The organism is Citrobacter sp. Cpo090, from assembly GCF_030332665.1.
Lineage (GTDB): Bacteria > Pseudomonadota > Gammaproteobacteria > Enterobacterales > Enterobacteriaceae > Citrobacter > Citrobacter portucalensis.
Genome location: NZ_JAOWHK010000020.1, coordinates 37,468 through 53,498 on the forward strand (window position 1 = coordinate 37,468; position 16,031 = coordinate 53,498).

Sequence of the window (16,031 nt, forward strand, 5' to 3'; positions counted from 1 at the left end):
CCAACCGTTAAGCGGTCGGTGCCGTATGGCCTGTTATGGCATAACAAGATGTACCCATAACGAGAACCGGTAATACCGGACAGCATGCAAACACAACAAGAGGATTTATGGCCGAGAACAAACCTGAGCTACAGCGTGGGCTGGAGGCTCGTCACATCGAATTAATTGCCCTTGGGGGCACTATTGGCGTTGGGCTATTTATGGGGGCCGCCAGTACCCTTAAATGGGCGGGACCTTCGGTTCTGCTGGCGTATATCGTCGCCGGGCTGTTCGTCTTTTTCATCATGCGTTCTATGGGGGAGATGTTATTCCTCGAGCCGGTTGCCGGTTCATTTGCTGTTTACGCCCACCGTTATATGAGTCCCTTCTTTGGCTATCTTACCGCCTGGTCATACTGGTTTATGTGGATGGCGGTGGGGATCTCAGAGATTACCGCCATCGGGGTGTACGTACAGTTCTGGTTCCCGGAAATGGCGCAATGGATACCCGCACTGATCGCAGTCGGACTGGTTGCGTTGGCAAACCTCGCAGCGGTTCGCCTGTATGGTGAAATTGAGTTCTGGTTTGCCATGATCAAAGTGACCACCATCATTGTGATGATCGTCATTGGGGTTGGGGTGATTTTCTTCGGCTTCGGCAATGGCGGCCAGGCGATCGGCTTTGGCAACCTGACCGAGCATGGCGGGTTCTTTGCTGGGGGCTGGAAGGGCTTCCTGACGGCATTGTGTATTGTTGTGGCGTCTTACCAGGGCGTGGAGCTGATTGGCATCACTGCAGGGGAAGCGAAGAATCCACAGGTCACGCTGCGTAGCGCGGTGGGTAAAGTGCTGTGGCGCATTCTGATTTTCTACGTTGGTGCGATTTTTGTCATCGTCACTATTTTCCCGTGGAATGAGATTGGCAGCAACGGCAGCCCGTTTGTTCTCACCTTTGCCAAGATTGGTATTACCGCCGCGGCAGGGATTATTAACTTTGTGGTACTGACGGCGGCGCTGTCTGGCTGTAACAGCGGCATGTACAGCTGTGGGCGTATGCTCTACGCGCTGGCAAAGAATCGCCAGCTTCCTGCCGTTGTTGGAAAAGTATCACGCCATGGCGTGCCGGTTGCCGGTGTAGCTATTTCTATCGCGATCCTGCTGATTGGTTCGTGCCTGAACTACATCATTCCTAACCCGCAGCGCGTGTTTGTTTATGTCTATAGCGCCAGCGTGTTGCCGGGGATGGTGCCGTGGTTTGTGATCCTGATAAGCCAGCTGCGTTTCCGTCAGGCGCATAAAGCGGCGATTGCCAGTCATCCATTCCGCTCCATTCTGTTCCCGTGGGCGAATTATTTGACGATGGCGTTCCTGATTTGCGTATTAATTGGCATGTACTTTAATGAAGATACCCGAATGTCGCTTTTTGTTGGCATGGGTTTCTTACTGGCCGTGACGCTCATTTATAAGGTTTTTGGTCTGAATCGTCATGGCGCAGCCCATAAATTGCGGGAATAAGCGACAAAACGCACAAACCATGACCAAACGATAATTTATTTTAAAAAAGCACTAGACAGAAGACCGAGACCTCCGTAATATCCAGCCCCGCAACGGCGCTAAGCGCCCGTAGCTCAGCTGGATAGAGCGCTGCCCTCCGGAGGCAGAGGTCTCAGGTTCGAATCCTGTCGGGCGCACCATTTAGTAGGGTGCCAGAGCTGCGGTGGTTTTAATACCGCGTAAAAGATTTGCAGTGGTGGCTATAGCTCAGTTGGTAGAGCCCTGGATTGTGATTCCAGTTGTCGTGGGTTCGAATCCCATTAGCCACCCCATTAATTTAAAGTTGTGAAATGCGAAGGTGGCGGAATTGGTAGACGCGCTAGCTTCAGGTGTTAGTGTCCTTAGGATGTGGGGGTTCGAGTCCCCCCCCTCGCACCACGACTTAAAGAATTGAACTAAAAATTCAAAAAGCAGTAAAACGGCGAGTAGCGCAGCTTGGTAGCGCAACTGGTTTGGGACCAGTGGGTCGGAGGTTCGAATCCTCTCTCGCCGACCAATTTTGAACCCCGCTTCGGCGGGGTTTTTTGTTTTCTGATTTTCCCTTCTCAGCCTTTATTCCCGCGAATTACCAGATGTCTTAAAAAGTCCGGAACCATGGTTTTTGCAGTGCAATCATGGCATGCGTTGTGCAATAATATACGGGTAGATGCTCATTCCATCTCTTATGTTCGCCATCTGGCCTCATAAACTCAGGAATGATGCAGAGCCGTTTACGGTGCTTATCGTCCACAGACAGATGTCGCATCTTATATGCTAAATCATTCATGATGTGTCGAGACGGCCAGCACGGGAATCCCCCGGAGCTTACAAAGGTAAGTGACAGGGGTGAGCGTACGCAGCCAACGAAGAGACAGCGTGAAGGATGATGCATATAGCCTCATCAAACACCATGGACATAACGTTGAGTGAAGCACCCATTTATGTTGTCATACAGACCTGTTTAACGCCTGCTCCAAAAGAGCGGGCGTTTTTTTATGCATATACACGTCATCCTTCGTGCTGCTTCCCGAATGATTTGTGTATACGATTGAAAAATATGTAGGCCCGGTAAGCGAAAGCGCCACCGGGCATTCAGGAATTACTGCGGGGGATTGTTGTTCTGCAGCGTCAACATTAGGCCATCACGGCGCATGGTGGCGGCTTCTTCCGGCTGGTGCAGTCTGTCCAGCGCGTCAGCAAGCCAGGCGTAGTCATAGGCATCCGGGCGCTGTTTGAGAGCGGCACGGAAGGCGAGCGTAGCTTCCTGCCATTCTCCATGCTTCATTAACGACTGACCCAGCGTACTCCACAGCAACGGGCGATCGCCCACGGCTTTAATCTGCTGGCGCAGCACTTTTTCTATCTGTTCCGGATTATTGGTTTTCAGACGCGGGATTGGCAGCACCAGGCGGTCATCGTACTGACGTTTCAAACCATCAATGATGACCTGCTGCGCCGTATCGTGATCGTCACACTCAATCAGATGTTCAGCCATTGCTACCTGCAAAGCAACCTGATGACGGGTTTTACGGCTCTGGTTTTTCCACCATGCACGCAGCCCCTCGCTGCCCTGATCGGCGCGGACCTGATCCATCAAGCCAACCCATGCCTGTTGTTCCAGCATGGCGCGGTGCTCGTCATCACCCACATGTGCTTTTGCCATGGATGGGATGATATCCAGCAAGGAGCTCCATGCGCCGGTGCGAATGTAAGCCTGCTCAGCCAGACGCAGTACTTCCGGATGACGTGGAGTCACCTCCAGCAGTTTATCTACGCTGTGGCGGGCGGCGTGATTTTCATTACGCGCCAGTTGCAGGCGAACGCGAGCGATTTCTACCGGGATCGTATCATTTCCTGCCAGTTCGGCGGCACGCTCAAGGTGTTGGTTGGCGCGCGCTTCGTCACCGCGCTGCTGAGCCGCTTCTGCCGCCAGCAGGTAATTCACTACCGGCTGTTCTGCATGATCGGCATTTTTCGACATCAGCTTCTCAACCTGCTGATAGTCACCTTCTGCCAGTTTGAGCAGCGCCTGTTCGGTCTGCTTACGGGCGCGACGACGCTTACGACCCACAAACCACCCACGGGTATGTGCGCCGGTGCGGAAAATTCGGCGCAGCAGCCATTCAATCGCAAACAGGACGACCATGGCGACGATCAGGATGATCACCAGGCCCGTCACGCTGGTTTCGATATTGTAGTTATCCGTCTGGATCAGCACGTAACCCTGATGACCGGCTATCATCGGACCGACGACGATCCCGGCGATCAACAGCACAAAGAGCAATAATACTTTTAGCATCATTATTCTCCTTGCGGCGCGGTTGCCGGAGCGTCTGTCGAAGGCGCTGGCGCAGGCGCTGCTGCTACCGGTGCTGTGGCAGGCTGCGCCAGTAAATTACGTACGCGGGTCTGCATTAACTTGTCGAGAATAGCCTGGCTCTGCAGCGTTTCCGGAACATCCATACTGATGCTTTGCTGGCTCAGTTGGTCTACTTCTTCAAGGAACGCTTTGGTCGCTGCATCGTCGGTGTCGTAGTAAGCACGCACCCATGTGGAGACATTTTCCAGCGCCTGGCGATATGTCTCTTCCTGATGACGCGGCACGGCCTGGGCAGCCACTAACAGGCGGGAACGGATGTTCTCCCGTAAGTAAACATCCTGGTTCGGCGCCAGCAGCGGAACGGCGGTTTCATCACGACGGCGAACGGTGATAAAGCTGTCCATAAAGTTCTGCCAGCTTTTTTGCAGATTGACGCGCCATTCGCTGATCGAGCTGGAAAGCTCGCTGCTGTCAGAATCCATCGGTGAATCGTCGGTGTCATTGTCGGCCAGACGCAGGTTATCGATCTGGTTTGAGAGCTGATTCACTTTCAGGATAATGCCGTCATAGTCGACCTGAGTCACCGCGGATAGGCTCGCGATGTCGTCAGTAATCGCACGTCGCGCGGTAATTAAGCTCGGGTCGTTCATATCTGCCAGACTGGCGTCGGCGCTTTTCAACAGCGCCGCGGCGGTGGTGACGTCCTGATCGCTCCATAATTTACGACCGGCCAGTTTCACCAGAAAATCAGCCTGCGCCAGCAGCCATGTGCCAGCATCGCTGCCGGAGATGGTGGCGACTTTTTGCTGGACTTCATCAAGCTGTTTGACCAGCGCCGCCTGTTGGCGAGTGGCTTCATCCAGCTGCGTTGCCTGCTGTTTAATAATGCCTTCCAGCTCAGCTTTTTGGCTTTCCTGCGCTTTTTGCAGCGCCGTCAGCTGGTTCGCCAGCGCATCGCTGGTTGCCGTTTGTGTTGTTGCCTGTTGTTTCCCCCAGCCGTATAGGCCAACGCCTGCTGCCAGAGCAATAGCAATCGCCACAGCGCTCAGAATCAGCGCCGTGCTGTTCTTACTCTTTTTTTCAGTATTAACTGGCTGTGACGTGGTTTCCACGGCCTCCCTGGTCTCTTCAACCACGGCGGAGGATTTTTCTTGTTCCGTCATTATGGCATCCCATTATGAGAGTTATTGTAATGCGCGTAGTAGCGCATCGTTGTCGGCGTTATCAGCGACCTTAATATCTTGCCAGCCCAGTTCCCGGGCGAGGTGCGCCAGACGCTCACTGACGACCAGCAGCCGACAGCGTAGTAACCAGTGCTCACGATACCATTGCGGAATGAGCGACCAGAGCTGCTGTAGCATCTCTCCGCTGGTGACAACCACCGTGGTTACGCCACGGGATTGCCAGCGCATCGCTTCTTCTGCACCATCGTAATATTTTGCACTGCGTTGATAACATTCACAAAAATCGACATCGGCTCCGCGTGCCGTCAGGGTTTCACCTATCAGCTCACGGCCACCGTTGCCGCGTAATATAAGCGCGCGTTTTCCCGCAATATTTTGTAATTCAGGTAATTGTAGCAAGACTTCGCTAATTTCCCGATCCAGAGGGTAGTGAATATTGAAGCCGCTAACAGTATGCAGCGCCAGCGCCGTTGTACGGCCAATGGCAAAATAACGCGGAAGGGATGGCCAGCTTTTCTCTTGCTGCTGAAGCTCGGCATCGGCAAAGGTGACCGCGTGCTGCGAGAGGGCGAAGACCAGATCGTTCTCCGTCAGCGCCGACAGTCGGGAAGCAAGCGTTGCCAGCTCCCGACCTGGTGAAAACTCGATGAGTGGAAAACTCCAGGCCACCTGCCCCAGTGTGCGCAGTCGGCTCACTAACTCTTCCCCTGCGGGAGACGGGCGGGTGACCAGAATACTCATGCGGGGGCTTCTCCGTTATAAACTTCCGCCAGAATGGCGCGCGCACCGTTCTCCAGCAGTTCTTCTGCCAGAGAGATGCCCATCTGTTCGGCATCCTGTGTGGCGCCGCGACGTTCTCCGCATACCATCTGTGAACCGTCTGGCGCGCCGACCAGCGCACGTAGCCAAATCTCACCGTCGATGATTTCGGCATAGCTTCCAATAGGTACCTGACATCCCCCTTCCAGGCGGGTGTTCATGGCGCGTTCTGCTTTGACGCGTAGCGCAGTCTCTTCATGGTTGAGCGGCGCTAGCAGCGCCTGAGTGCGCATATCATCCAGTCGACATTCTATGCCTACTGCGCCTTGCCCGACTGCGGGCAGGGAGATTTCCGGCGGCAGAGCGGTGCGGACTCGCGACTCAAGACCTAAACGTTTTAATCCGGCGACCGCCAGTATAATGGCGTCATAATCGCCGTTATCCAGTTTGCTGAGGCGCGTGCCTACGTTGCCGCGCAGCGAACGGATAACGAGATCCGGGCGACGCTTTGCCAACTGGCACTGGCGGCGCAAACTGGATGTCCCGACGATGCTGCCTGCGGGGAGTTCATCCAGCGAGTTGTACTTATTTGAGACGAAAGCATCACGCGGATCCTCTCGCTCACAAATGGTGACCAGCCCAAGACCGTCAGGGAATTCAACCGGCACATCCTTCATGGAATGCACAGCGATATCGGCGCGTTTTTCCAGCAGCGCGACTTCCAGTTCTTTAACAAACAACCCTTTCCCCCCGACCTTCGCCAGCGGGGTATCAAGGATCACATCGCCACGGGTTACCATAGGAACCAGTTCCACGATCAGACCGGGGTGGTTTGCCATTAAGGCGTCTTTGACATAATGTGCCTGCCAGAGCGCAAGGGGGCTTTGGCGTGTGGCAATTCTCAAAACATTGTCTAACATGCTTGTTACCGTCATTATCAATCATTGACCATCCTAACATCCTTATCAAAGGGATGTCAGCGTTACGCTCAAACGTAAGTGAGAGGAAAAGGCGCTGCATCATCACTGGCAGTGAATAATGACGAGAAACCTCCCGACCGTATGAAGGAATTTACACGTAACGAACGGTGCTACACTTGTATGTAGCGCATCTTTCTTTACGGTCAATGAGCAAGGTGTTAAATTGATCACGTTTTAGACCATTTTTTCGGCTGAACAGCATAAAAAAATATGGGCGAAAAACAGGTAACGGTTATTTTTGACATACGGTTTATCCGAATTGATGGCGATTATTGTGAGCGCTTGCGCCGCGGCAATCGACAACATGACGGATAGCAACATCAGGCGATACGTCTTGTACCTCTATATTGAGACTCTGAAACAGAGACTGGATGCCATAAATCAACTGCGTGTGGATCGCGCGCTTGCTGCCATGGGACCTGCCTTCCAGCAGGTATACAGTCTGCTGCCGACATTATTGCACTACCACCATCCGCTGATGCCGGGTTACCTCGATGGTAACGTTCCCAAAGGCATATGCTTTTACACGCCTGATGAAACCCAACGCCACTACCTGAACGAACTGGAACTGTACCGCGGTATGTCGCCGCAGGATCCTCCCAAGGGCGAACTGCCGATCACCGGCGTTTACTCAATGGGCAGCACCTCTTCGGTAGGGCAAAGCTGTTCCTCTGACCTTGATATCTGGGTCTGCCATCAATCCTGGCTGGATAGCGAAGAGCGCCAGCTGCTGCAGCGAAAATGTAGCCTGCTGGAAAGCTGGGCCGCCTCGCTGGGCGTGGAAGTCAGTTTCTTCCTGATTGATGAAAACCGTTTCCGTCACAATGAAAGCGGCAGTCTGGGTGGTGAAGACTGTGGCTCGACGCAGCATATTCTGTTGCTTGATGAATTCTATCGCACCGCTGTGCGCCTCGCGGGTAAACGTATTCTGTGGAATATGGTGCCGGGCGACGAAGAAGAGCATTACGACGATTACGTCATGACGCTCTACGCACAGGGGGTGCTAACGCCAAACGAATGGCTGGATCTCGGCGGACTCAGTTCGCTTTCCGCCGAAGAGTACTTTGGCGCCAGCCTCTGGCAGTTGTACAAGAGTATCGACTCCCCGTACAAAGCGGTGCTGAAAACGCTGCTGCTGGAAGCTTATTCCTGGGAATACCCAAATCCACGCCTGCTGGCGAAAGATATTAAACAGCGCCTGCATGACGGCGAGATCGTCTCTTTTGGTCTCGACCCTTACTGCATGATGCTGGAGCGCGTTACCGAGTACCTCACGGCGATCGAAGATCCGACGCGCCTGGATTTAGTGCGCCGATGTTTCTACTTAAAAGTGTGCGAGAAACTGAGCCGTGAGCGCGCCTGCGTGGGCTGGCGTCGTGAAGTATTAAGTCAGTTAGTGAAAGAGTGGGGCTGGGATGACGCCCGTCTGACCATGCTGGATAACCGTGCTAACTGGAAGATTGACCAGGTACGCGAAGCGCATAACGAACTGCTCGATGCGATGATGCAGAGCTATCGTAACCTGATCCGCTTTGCGCGACGCAATAACCTCAGCGTCAGCGCCAGTCCGCAGGATATCGGCGTGCTGACCCGTAAGCTGTATGCCGCGTTTGAAGCGTTGCCGGGTAAAGTCACGCTGGTGAACCCACAGATATCTCCGGATCTCTCGGAACCGAATCTGACCTTCATCCATGTGCCGCCGGGCCGTGCCAACCGTTCCGGTTGGTATCTCTACAACCGCGCGCCTAACATGGACTCGATCATCAGCCATCAGCCGCTGGAATATAACCGCTATCTCAACAAGCTGGTGGCGTGGGCCTGGTTCAACGGCCTGCTGACCTCGCGTACGCATTTGTTTATTAAGGGCAACGGCATTGTTGATTTGCCGAAGCTTCAGGAAATGGTCGCCGACGTGTCGCACCACTTCCCGCTGCGACTGCCTGCACCAACGCCGAAAGCGCTGTATAGCCCGTGCGAAATTCGCCATCTGGCGATTATCGTTAACCTCGAATATGACCCGACGGCAGCGTTTCGCAATCAGGTGGTGCATTTTGATTTCCGTAAGCTGGACGTCTTCAGCTTTGGCGAAGAGCAAAATTGTCTGGTAGGTAGCGTCGACCTGCTGTACCGCAACTCGTGGAATGAAGTGCGTACGCTGCACTTCAACGGCGAGCAGGCGATGATTGAAGCGTTAAAAACGATTCTGGGCAAAATGCACCAGGATGCCGCGCCGCCGGATAGCGTCGAGGTCTTCTGCTATAGCCAGCATCTGCGTGGTTTAATTCGCACCCGCGTGCAGCAACTGGTGTCTGAGTGCATCGAGCTACGGCTGTCCAGTACCCGCCAGGAAACCGGACGTTTCAAAGCGCTGCGTGTTTCCGGCCAGACGTGGGGACTGTTCTTCGAGCGCCTGAACGTTTCGGTACAGAAGCTGGAAAACGCGATTGAATTCTATGGCGCGATTTCACATAACAAACTGCACGGGCTTTCCGTCCAGGTTGAGACCAACCATGTGAAACTGCCGTCGGTGGTCGACGGTTTTGCCAGCGAAGGGATCATTCAGTTCTTTTTCGAAGAAACGGGTGATGAGCAGGGCTTTAATATCTACATTCTGGACGAAAGCAATCGGGCCGAGGTGTATCACCACTGCGAAGGTAGCAAAGAGGAGTTGGTACGCGACGTAAGCCGCTTCTACTCATCGTCGCACGATCGCTTTACCTACGGCTCCAGCTTCATCAACTTTAACCTGCCGCAGTTCTATCAGATTGTGAAAACCGACGGGCGCGCGCAGGTGATTCCTTTCCGCACCCAGCCGATTAGCGCTGTTCCGCCAGCCAGTCAGGACAACGACACGCCGCTGTTACAGCAGTATTTCTCGTGAGTTAACTTGCCCGGTGGCGCTACGCTTACCGGGCCTATAGCAGGCCGGATAAGCAAAGCGCATCCGGCAAATAAATCAACGGAAGCTCACCTCTTCACCCGCCTGCTGTGTTGCCGCCTGTTCCAGCAGATCCCAGAACGTTTCGCCGCTTCGGTCGCAGATCCACTCGTCGCCTTTCAGGTCAAAGTGGTAGCCGCCCTGTTTGGTCGCCAGCCATACCTGGTGCAGCGGCTCCTGACGGTTAATAATAATTTTGCTACCGTTTTCGAAGCTAATGGTCAGCACACCGCCGTTGATCTCACAATCGATATCGCTGTCGCCATCCCAGTCATCCAGACGTTCTTCAATGGTCATCCACAGGGTGTCAGCAAGGCGATGAAATTCACTGTCGTTCATTTTCTTATCCTATTTTTCGTGATGCCCGCAGTATAACGTGGAATAAATCGCGATGCAGTTTTTAGCCAAACTCTTGCTTTTACGCCTTCTCCTGCGATGATAGAAAACAGAAAGCATGAACTTTACAGGCAATCCATAATGAAAAACGTGTTAAAGCCACTCGCTGTCATTTTTACTCTGTTCAGCCTGACGGGCTGTGGGCTAAAAGGCCCGCTCTATTTCCCGCCAGCTGATAAAACCGCGCCGCCTCCGACCAAGAGCGTTCAGCCGCAATCGCAATCCACCACGCCTGAGAAAAACGATCGTGGGATTAGTGATGGGCCTTCTCAGGTGAATTACTAACGGCAGAAATAGATTTATATTTCTGTACCCGCGTGAACGGAGTGAATGATGCAATTCTCTAAAATGCATGGCCTTGGCAACGATTTTATGGTCGTCGACGCGGTAACGCAGAATGTCTTTTTCTCACCAGAGCTGATCCGCCGCCTGGCCGACAGGCATCTCGGCGTTGGATTTGATCAACTGCTGGTGGTTGAGCCTCCGTATGATCCGGAGCTGGATTTCCACTACCGTATTTTTAATGCCGACGGCAGTGAAGTGTCACAGTGTGGTAATGGCGCCCGCTGTTTTGCCCGGTTTGTTCGCCTGAAAGGGCTGACCAATAAACGTGATATTCGCGTCAGTACCGCGAATGGTCGTATGGTATTAACCGTAACCGACGATGAGCTGGTGCGGGTGAATATGGGCGAACCCAATTTTGAACCCTCGCAGGTTCCTTTTCGCGCTAACAAAGCAGAGAAGACCTATATTATGCGCGCGGCCGAACAGACAGTATTGTGCGGCGTGGTTTCAATGGGGAACCCGCACTGCGTGATTCAGGTTGATGATGTTGATACGGCCACGGTAGAAACACTGGGACCGGTTCTGGAAAGCCACGAACGCTTCCCTGAACGCGCCAATATCGGATTTATGCAGGTGGTAAAACGCGAGCATATCCGACTGCGCGTCTATGAGCGCGGCGCGGGTGAAACGCAGGCCTGCGGCAGCGGCGCATGCGCCGCCGTTGCGGTCGGTATCCAGCAGGGTCTGCTGGCAGAAGAAGTGAAGGTGGAATTACCGGGCGGTCGACTTGATATCGCCTGGAAAGGTCCGGGTCATCCGCTGTATATGACTGGCCCGGCGGCACATGTCTACGACGGATTTATTCACTTATGAAGCAACCAGGGGAAGAACTACAGGAAACGCTCATGGAGCTGGACGACCGGGCGGTCGTCGATTACCTGCAACGTAATCCTGAGTTTTTTATCCGTAATGCCCAGGCCGTTGAAGCGATGCGAGTTCCGCACCCAGTGCGGGGCACGGTCTCTTTAGTGGAATGGCATATGGCGCGGGCACGTAATCATATTAACGTGCTGGAAGAGAACATGGCGTTGTTGATGGAACAAGCCAACGCCAATGAAAGTCTGTTCTATCGTCTGTTAAATCTGCAAGGACGGCTAGTGTCGGCCAGCAGTCTTGACGACATGCTGATGCGATTTCATCGCTGGGCGCGTGAGTTAGGGCTGGCCGGAGCGACGGTTCGTCTGTTCCCGGATCGCTGGCGACTTGGCGCGCCATCAAAATTCACCCATCTGGCATTAAGCCGTCAGGCTTTTGAACCGTTGCGTATCCAGCGTCTGGGCCAGTCACAGCACTATCTTGGGCCGCTTAATGGTCCGGAATTGCTGGTCATGATGCCGGAGGCGAAAGCCATAGGCTCGGTGGCGATGTCGATGCTCGGGCAAGATGGATCCCTGGGCGTGATGCTGTTCAGCAGCCGTGACGTTAATCATTACCAGCAGGGGCAAGGCACGCAATTACTGCAGGAAATCTCGCTTATGTTGCCGGAGCTGCTGGAGCGCTGGATTGAACGCGTATGACAGATTCACCCCTTTCTCAGGATGTGGCGCGCTTTTTGCGCTATCTGGGCGTTGAGCGCCAGCTTAGCCCGATCACATTGCTAAATTATCAGCGTCAGCTTGATGCCATCATTGCGTTAGCCGGAGAGACCGGTCTGCAAAGCTGGCAACAATGTGATGCTGCGATGGTACGCAGTTTTGCTGTTCGCAGCCGTCGTAAAGGACTGGGACCGGCGAGCCTGGCATTACGTCTCTCCGCGTTACGCAGCTTCTTCGACTGGCTGGTTAATCAGGGCGAACTGAAAGCTAATCCGGCAAAAAGCGTTTCCGCGCCGAAAGCACCGCGTCATTTACCTAAAAATATCGATGTCGACGATGTTAATCGCCTGCTGGATATCGATCTCAACGATCCCCTTGCCGTGCGCGATAGAGCGATGCTGGAAGTGATGTACGGCGCGGGTCTGCGTTTATCTGAGTTGGTTGGGCTGGATATTAAACATCTCGATCTCGACACCGGCGAAGTGTGGGTGATGGGTAAGGGCAGTAAAGAGCGTCGCCTGCCGATTGGCCGCAACGCGGTGGCGTGGATTGAGCACTGGCTGGATCTACGCGGGCTATTTGGTTGCGATGACGATGCGCTATTTCTGTCAAAACTGGGCAAACGCATCTCGGCGCGTAACGTGCAGAAACGCTTTGCTGAATGGGGTATCAAGCAGGGGCTGAACAGCCACGTACATCCCCACAAATTACGCCACTCCTTTGCGACGCATATGCTGGAGTCGAGCGGCGATCTGCGCGGAGTGCAGGAGTTATTGGGTCATGCCAATCTCTCAACGACTCAAATCTATACCCATCTTGATTTTCAACACCTGGCTTCAGTGTACGATGCGGCGCATCCGCGCGCCAAACGGGGGAAATAATGCGTTTTTACCGGCCTTTGGGGCGCATTTCTGCGCTCACCTTTGACCTTGATGACACCCTTTATGATAACCGTCCCGTTATCACACGCACCGAGCAGGAAGCGCTCGCGTTTGTACAGAATTACCATCCGGCGTTGAATTCGCTGCAAAATAGCGACCTACAGCGCTTACGTCAGGCCGTTCGCGACGCTGAGCCGGAAATCTACCACGATGTTACCCAATGGCGTCACCGTGCCGTAGAGCGCGCTATGCTGGAAGCAGGGTTGTCAGAGGCAGAAGCCAGAATGGGGGCGAATGCGGCAATGATGAATTTTGCCAAATGGCGTAGCCGCATTGAAGTCCCGCAGACGACGCATGACACGCTGAAGGCGCTAGCCCGCAAATGGCCGCTGGTGGCGATCACCAACGGTAACGCGCAGCCGGAACTGTTTGGCCTGGGTGATTACTTTGAGTTTGTGCTGCGTGCCGGTCCTGACGGGCGATCAAAACCCTTTAGCGACATGTACACGTTGGCGGCGGAAAAACTGAAAATGCCTGTGGGTGAGATTCTGCACGTGGGTGATGACCTGACGACAGACGTCGCGGGCGCCATCCGTTGTGGTATGCAGGCCTGCTGGATCAAACCGGAAAATGCCGACCTGATGCAAACCGCAGACAGTCGTTTGCTTCCGCATATCGAAATTTCACAGTTGGCATCTCTGACCTCGCTGATATAATCACCAGCAGAACTCTGTATATATACCCAGCTTTTTGGCGGATGGCGCTACGCTTATCCGCCTTACCTACTTTTACGCGGCGGTGCCAATGGACGTTTCTTACCTGCTCGACAGCCTTAATGATAAACAGCGTGAAGCGGTGGCCGCGCCACGCAGCAACATGCTGGTTCTGGCAGGCGCGGGGAGTGGTAAAACGCGCGTGCTGGTGCACCGTATCGCCTGGTTACTGACGGTTGAGAACAACTCGCCGTACTCCATTATGGCGGTGACCTTTACCAACAAAGCGGCGGCGGAAATGCGCCACCGTATCGGCCAGATCATGGGAACCAGCCAGGGCGGTATGTGGGTAGGGACATTCCACGGTCTGGCGCACCGTCTGCTGCGCGCGCATCATATGGATGCAAACCTGCCGCAGGATTTTCAGATCCTCGACAGCGAAGACCAACTGCGTTTGCTTAAGCGTCTGATCAAGGCGATGAACCTTGATGAGAAGCAGTGGCCGCCGCGTCAGGCGATGTGGTTCATCAACAGCCAGAAAGACGAAGGGCTGCGTCCGCATCACCTGCAAAGCTACGGCAACCCGGTTGAGCAAACCTGGCAGAAAGTGTATCAGGCTTACCAGGAAGCGTGTGACCGCGCGGGGCTGGTCGATTTTGCCGAGCTGCTGCTGCGCGCCCACGAACTGTGGCTCAACAAGCCGCATATCCTGCAGCACTACCGCGAACGCTTTACCAATATCCTGGTGGATGAATTCCAGGATACCAACAACATTCAGTACGCGTGGATCCGCCTGCTGGCGGGCGATACCGGCAAGGTAATGATCGTCGGCGATGACGATCAGTCAATCTATGGCTGGCGCGGAGCGCAGGTGGAGAACATCCAGCGCTTCCTCACGGATTTCCCCGGCGCAGAAACTATTCGCCTGGAGCAGAACTACCGCTCGACTAACAATATCCTCAGCGCGGCCAACGCCTTGATCGAAAACAACAACGGGCGTCTGGGTAAAAAGCTGTGGACCGACGGGGTCGACGGCGAACCGATCTCTCTGTACTGTGCGTTCAACGAACTCGATGAAGCGCGCTTTGTGGTCAATCGTATTAAGACCTGGCAGGACAACGGCGGTGCGCTGGAGCAATGCGCTATTCTTTATCGCAGCAACGCCCAGTCGCGCGTACTGGAAGAGGCGCTGTTACAGGCCAGCATGCCGTATCGGATCTATGGCGGGATGCGCTTCTTCGAACGCCAGGAAATCAAAGATGCGCTCTCTTACCTGCGCCTGATCGCCAACCGCAATGACGACGCCGCGTTTGAGCGTGTGGTGAATACGCCAACCCGTGGGATTGGCGATCGTACTTTAGATGTGGTGCGTCAGACCTCCCGTGACCGCCAGCTAACACTGTGGCAGGCCTGTCGTGAGCTGTTGCAGGAAAAAGCCCTTGCGGGTCGCGCTGCCTGCGCTCTACAGCGCTTTATGGAGCTGATTGACGCACTGGCGCAGGAGACCGCCGATATGCCGCTGCATGTGCAGACTGACCGGGTGATTAAAGACTCCGGCTTGCGCATGATGTACGAGCAGGAAAAAGGCGAGAAAGGCCAGACGCGTATCGAAAACTTAGACGAGCTGGTGACGGCAACGCGCCAGTTCAGCTACAACGAAGAAGACGAAGACTTAATGCCGCTGCAGGCGTTCCTGTCTCACGCCGCGCTGGAAGCAGGCGAAGGACAGGCGGATACCTGGCAGGACGCGGTACAGTTGATGACGCTGCACTCGGCGAAAGGTCTGGAGTTCCCGCAGGTGTTTATCGTGGGAATGGAAGAAGGCATGTTCCCCAGCCAGATGTCGCTGGACGAAGGTGGTCGCCTCGAAGAAGAGCGCCGCCTGGCTTATGTTGGCGTGACCCGCGCAATGCAAAAGCTGACGCTGACCTACGCCGAAACGCGTCGTCTGTACGGCAAAGAGGTTTACCATCGTCCGTCGCGCTTTATCGGCGAACTGCCGGAAGCGTGCGTTGAAGAGGTTCGCCTGCGCGCCACGGTCAGCCGTCCGGTGAGCCATCAGCGGATGGGCACGCCAATGGCGGAAAACGACACCGGCTACAAGCTCGGCCAACGCGTGCGCCACGCTAAATTTGGCGAGGGCACCATCGTCAACCTGGAAGGAAGCGGCGAACACAGCCGTTTGCAGGTCGCGTTCCAGGGGCAGGGGATCAAATGGCTGGTTGCCGCCTACGCCAGACTGGAAACAGTTTAATCGGTTTGGCTTTGCCGGATGGCGACGCTGGCGCGTCTTATCCGGCCTACAGACCGGGTAACAATTTGATTTGTAGGTGGGATAAGACCAAGCCGTCATCCGGCTATCTGTCGGTTAATATTCTGAAATCATAGATAAATAATTCCCCTCTGCTAACCTTTCTGTATAAGGGGAAATTATTACTTTTTCGCCATCCGTTGCGTGTTGACGTCAAA

Annotated in this window: 13 protein-coding genes and 4 tRNA genes; 12 read left to right on the plus strand and 5 right to left on the minus strand. The window is 54.4% G+C overall.

Translation table 11 applies throughout. The features are described 5' to 3' along the window. Positions 1 to 107: 107 nt before the first annotated feature. The 5 genes from thrP (at position 108) to OGY83_RS00980 (ending at position 2,028) form a co-directional block, all read left to right on the plus strand. A complete protein-coding gene (gene thrP, locus OGY83_RS00960) occupies positions 108 to 1,493 on the plus strand; it encodes a bifunctional threonine/serine APC transporter ThrP (protein WP_079939631.1) in 1,386 nt (461 codons plus the stop codon). Between the two features lie 102 nt (positions 1,494 to 1,595). Continuing rightward, positions 1,596 to 1,672 (plus strand) — tRNA-Arg (locus tag OGY83_RS00965). A gap of 56 nt (positions 1,673 to 1,728) precedes the next feature. Then, positions 1,729 to 1,804 (plus strand) — tRNA-His (locus OGY83_RS00970). A gap of 20 nt (positions 1,805 to 1,824) precedes the next feature. Continuing rightward, positions 1,825 to 1,910 (plus strand) — tRNA-Leu (locus OGY83_RS00975). Positions 1,911 to 1,951: 41 nt separating this feature from the next. After that, a tRNA-Pro gene (locus OGY83_RS00980) sits at positions 1,952 to 2,028 on the plus strand. A 582-nt stretch (positions 2,029 to 2,610) separates the two neighbouring features. Here the strand turns inward: OGY83_RS00980 and hemY are convergent. From hemY to hemC, 4 genes are read right to left on the minus strand one after another with little or no spacing between them, the layout of a single operon-like run. Beyond that, positions 2,611 to 3,810, minus strand: a complete 1,200-nt coding sequence (hemY, locus tag OGY83_RS00985) for a protoheme IX biogenesis protein HemY (RefSeq protein WP_048215221.1) — start codon at positions 3,808 to 3,810, stop codon at positions 2,611 to 2,613. Positions 3,811 to 3,812: 2 nt separating this feature from the next. Beyond that, positions 3,813 to 4,994: a uroporphyrinogen-III C-methyltransferase gene (hemX, locus tag OGY83_RS00990; protein ID WP_079939630.1), complete on the minus strand. Its 1,182-nt coding sequence runs from the start codon at positions 4,992 to 4,994 to the stop codon at positions 3,813 to 3,815. A 21-nt stretch (positions 4,995 to 5,015) separates the two neighbouring features. Next, positions 5,016 to 5,756 (minus strand): uroporphyrinogen-III synthase, encoded by a 741-nt coding sequence (gene hemD / locus OGY83_RS00995; protein ID WP_079939629.1) that lies wholly within the window; start codon positions 5,754 to 5,756, stop codon positions 5,016 to 5,018. After that, a complete protein-coding gene (gene hemC / locus OGY83_RS01000) occupies positions 5,753 to 6,694 on the minus strand; it encodes a hydroxymethylbilane synthase (protein WP_063941785.1) in 942 nt (313 codons plus the stop codon). The genes hemD and hemC overlap by 4 nt, the downstream gene beginning before the upstream one ends. Positions 6,695 to 7,088: 394 nt before the next feature. Here hemC and cyaA point away from each other — a divergent pair, with 394 nt between their 5' ends. Beyond that, on the plus strand, positions 7,089 to 9,635 hold the full coding sequence (gene cyaA, locus OGY83_RS01005; protein ID WP_032934207.1) for a class I adenylate cyclase: 2,547 nt from the start codon (positions 7,089 to 7,091) through the stop codon (positions 9,633 to 9,635). 75 nt (positions 9,636 to 9,710) lie between these two features. Here the strand turns inward: cyaA and cyaY are convergent, their stop codons facing one another. Further along, on the minus strand, positions 9,711 to 10,031 hold the full coding sequence (gene cyaY, locus OGY83_RS01010; RefSeq protein ID WP_003828967.1) for an iron donor protein CyaY: 321 nt from the start codon (positions 10,029 to 10,031) through the stop codon (positions 9,711 to 9,713). Positions 10,032 to 10,169: 138 nt separating this feature from the next. Between cyaY and lptM the strand changes: the two genes are divergently transcribed. From lptM to uvrD, 6 genes are all read left to right on the plus strand, one after another. Then, on the plus strand, positions 10,170 to 10,373 hold the full coding sequence (lptM, locus tag OGY83_RS01015; protein ID WP_003017937.1) for an LPS translocon maturation chaperone LptM: 204 nt from the start codon (positions 10,170 to 10,172) through the stop codon (positions 10,371 to 10,373). 48 nt (positions 10,374 to 10,421) lie between these two features. Then, the gene (gene dapF, locus OGY83_RS01020) at positions 10,422 to 11,246 is read left to right on the plus strand and encodes a diaminopimelate epimerase (RefSeq protein ID WP_079939627.1); all 825 of its coding nucleotides are present in this window, start codon (positions 10,422 to 10,424) and stop codon (positions 11,244 to 11,246) included. Beyond that, positions 11,243 to 11,950, plus strand: coding sequence for a DUF484 domain-containing protein (locus tag OGY83_RS01025; protein WP_008787084.1), 708 nt, complete (start codon positions 11,243 to 11,245; stop codon positions 11,948 to 11,950). The genes dapF and OGY83_RS01025 overlap by 4 nt, the downstream gene beginning before the upstream one ends. After that, entirely contained in the window at positions 11,947 to 12,849 is a 903-nt protein-coding gene (gene xerC, locus OGY83_RS01030) for a tyrosine recombinase XerC (RefSeq protein ID WP_114681699.1), read from the plus strand. Before OGY83_RS01025 ends, xerC begins: the two co-directional genes overlap by 4 nt. Then, a complete protein-coding gene (gene yigB / locus OGY83_RS01035) occupies positions 12,849 to 13,565 on the plus strand; it encodes a 5-amino-6-(5-phospho-D-ribitylamino)uracil phosphatase YigB (protein ID WP_079939625.1) in 717 nt (238 codons plus the stop codon). Before xerC ends, yigB begins: the two co-directional genes overlap by 1 nt. Positions 13,566 to 13,653: 88 nt before the next feature. Next, a complete protein-coding gene (gene uvrD, locus OGY83_RS01040) occupies positions 13,654 to 15,816 on the plus strand; it encodes a DNA helicase II (RefSeq protein WP_286634940.1) in 2,163 nt (720 codons plus the stop codon). The last annotated feature ends 215 nt before the right edge of the window (positions 15,817 to 16,031 follow it).

Excerpts from the sequence above, each read along its gene's own strand:
- hemX (WP_079939630.1), bottom strand. The coding sequence starts at position 4,994 with ATGACGGAACAAGAAAAATCCTCCGCCGTGGTTGAAGAGACCAGGGAG.
- OGY83_RS01025 (WP_008787084.1), top strand. The coding sequence starts at position 11,243 with ATGAAGCAACCAGGGGAAGAACTACAGGAAACGCTCATGGAGCTGGAC.
- hemC (WP_063941785.1), bottom strand. The coding sequence starts at position 6,694 with ATGTTAGACAATGTTTTGAGAATTGCCACACGCCAAAGCCCCCTTGCG.
- hemY (WP_048215221.1), bottom strand. The coding sequence starts at position 3,810 with ATGCTAAAAGTATTATTGCTCTTTGTGCTGTTGATCGCCGGGATCGTC.
- thrP (WP_079939631.1), top strand. The coding sequence starts at position 108 with ATGGCCGAGAACAAACCTGAGCTACAGCGTGGGCTGGAGGCTCGTCAC.
- yigB (WP_079939625.1), top strand. The coding sequence starts at position 12,849 with ATGCGTTTTTACCGGCCTTTGGGGCGCATTTCTGCGCTCACCTTTGAC.
- lptM (WP_003017937.1), top strand. The coding sequence starts at position 10,170 with ATGAAAAACGTGTTAAAGCCACTCGCTGTCATTTTTACTCTGTTCAGC.
- cyaY (WP_003828967.1), bottom strand. The coding sequence starts at position 10,031 with ATGAACGACAGTGAATTTCATCGCCTTGCTGACACCCTGTGGATGACC.
- uvrD (WP_286634940.1), top strand. The coding sequence starts at position 13,654 with ATGGACGTTTCTTACCTGCTCGACAGCCTTAATGATAAACAGCGTGAA.
- hemD (WP_079939629.1), bottom strand. The coding sequence starts at position 5,756 with ATGAGTATTCTGGTCACCCGCCCGTCTCCCGCAGGGGAAGAGTTAGTG.
- dapF (WP_079939627.1), top strand. The coding sequence starts at position 10,422 with ATGCAATTCTCTAAAATGCATGGCCTTGGCAACGATTTTATGGTCGTC.
- xerC (WP_114681699.1), top strand. The coding sequence starts at position 11,947 with ATGACAGATTCACCCCTTTCTCAGGATGTGGCGCGCTTTTTGCGCTAT.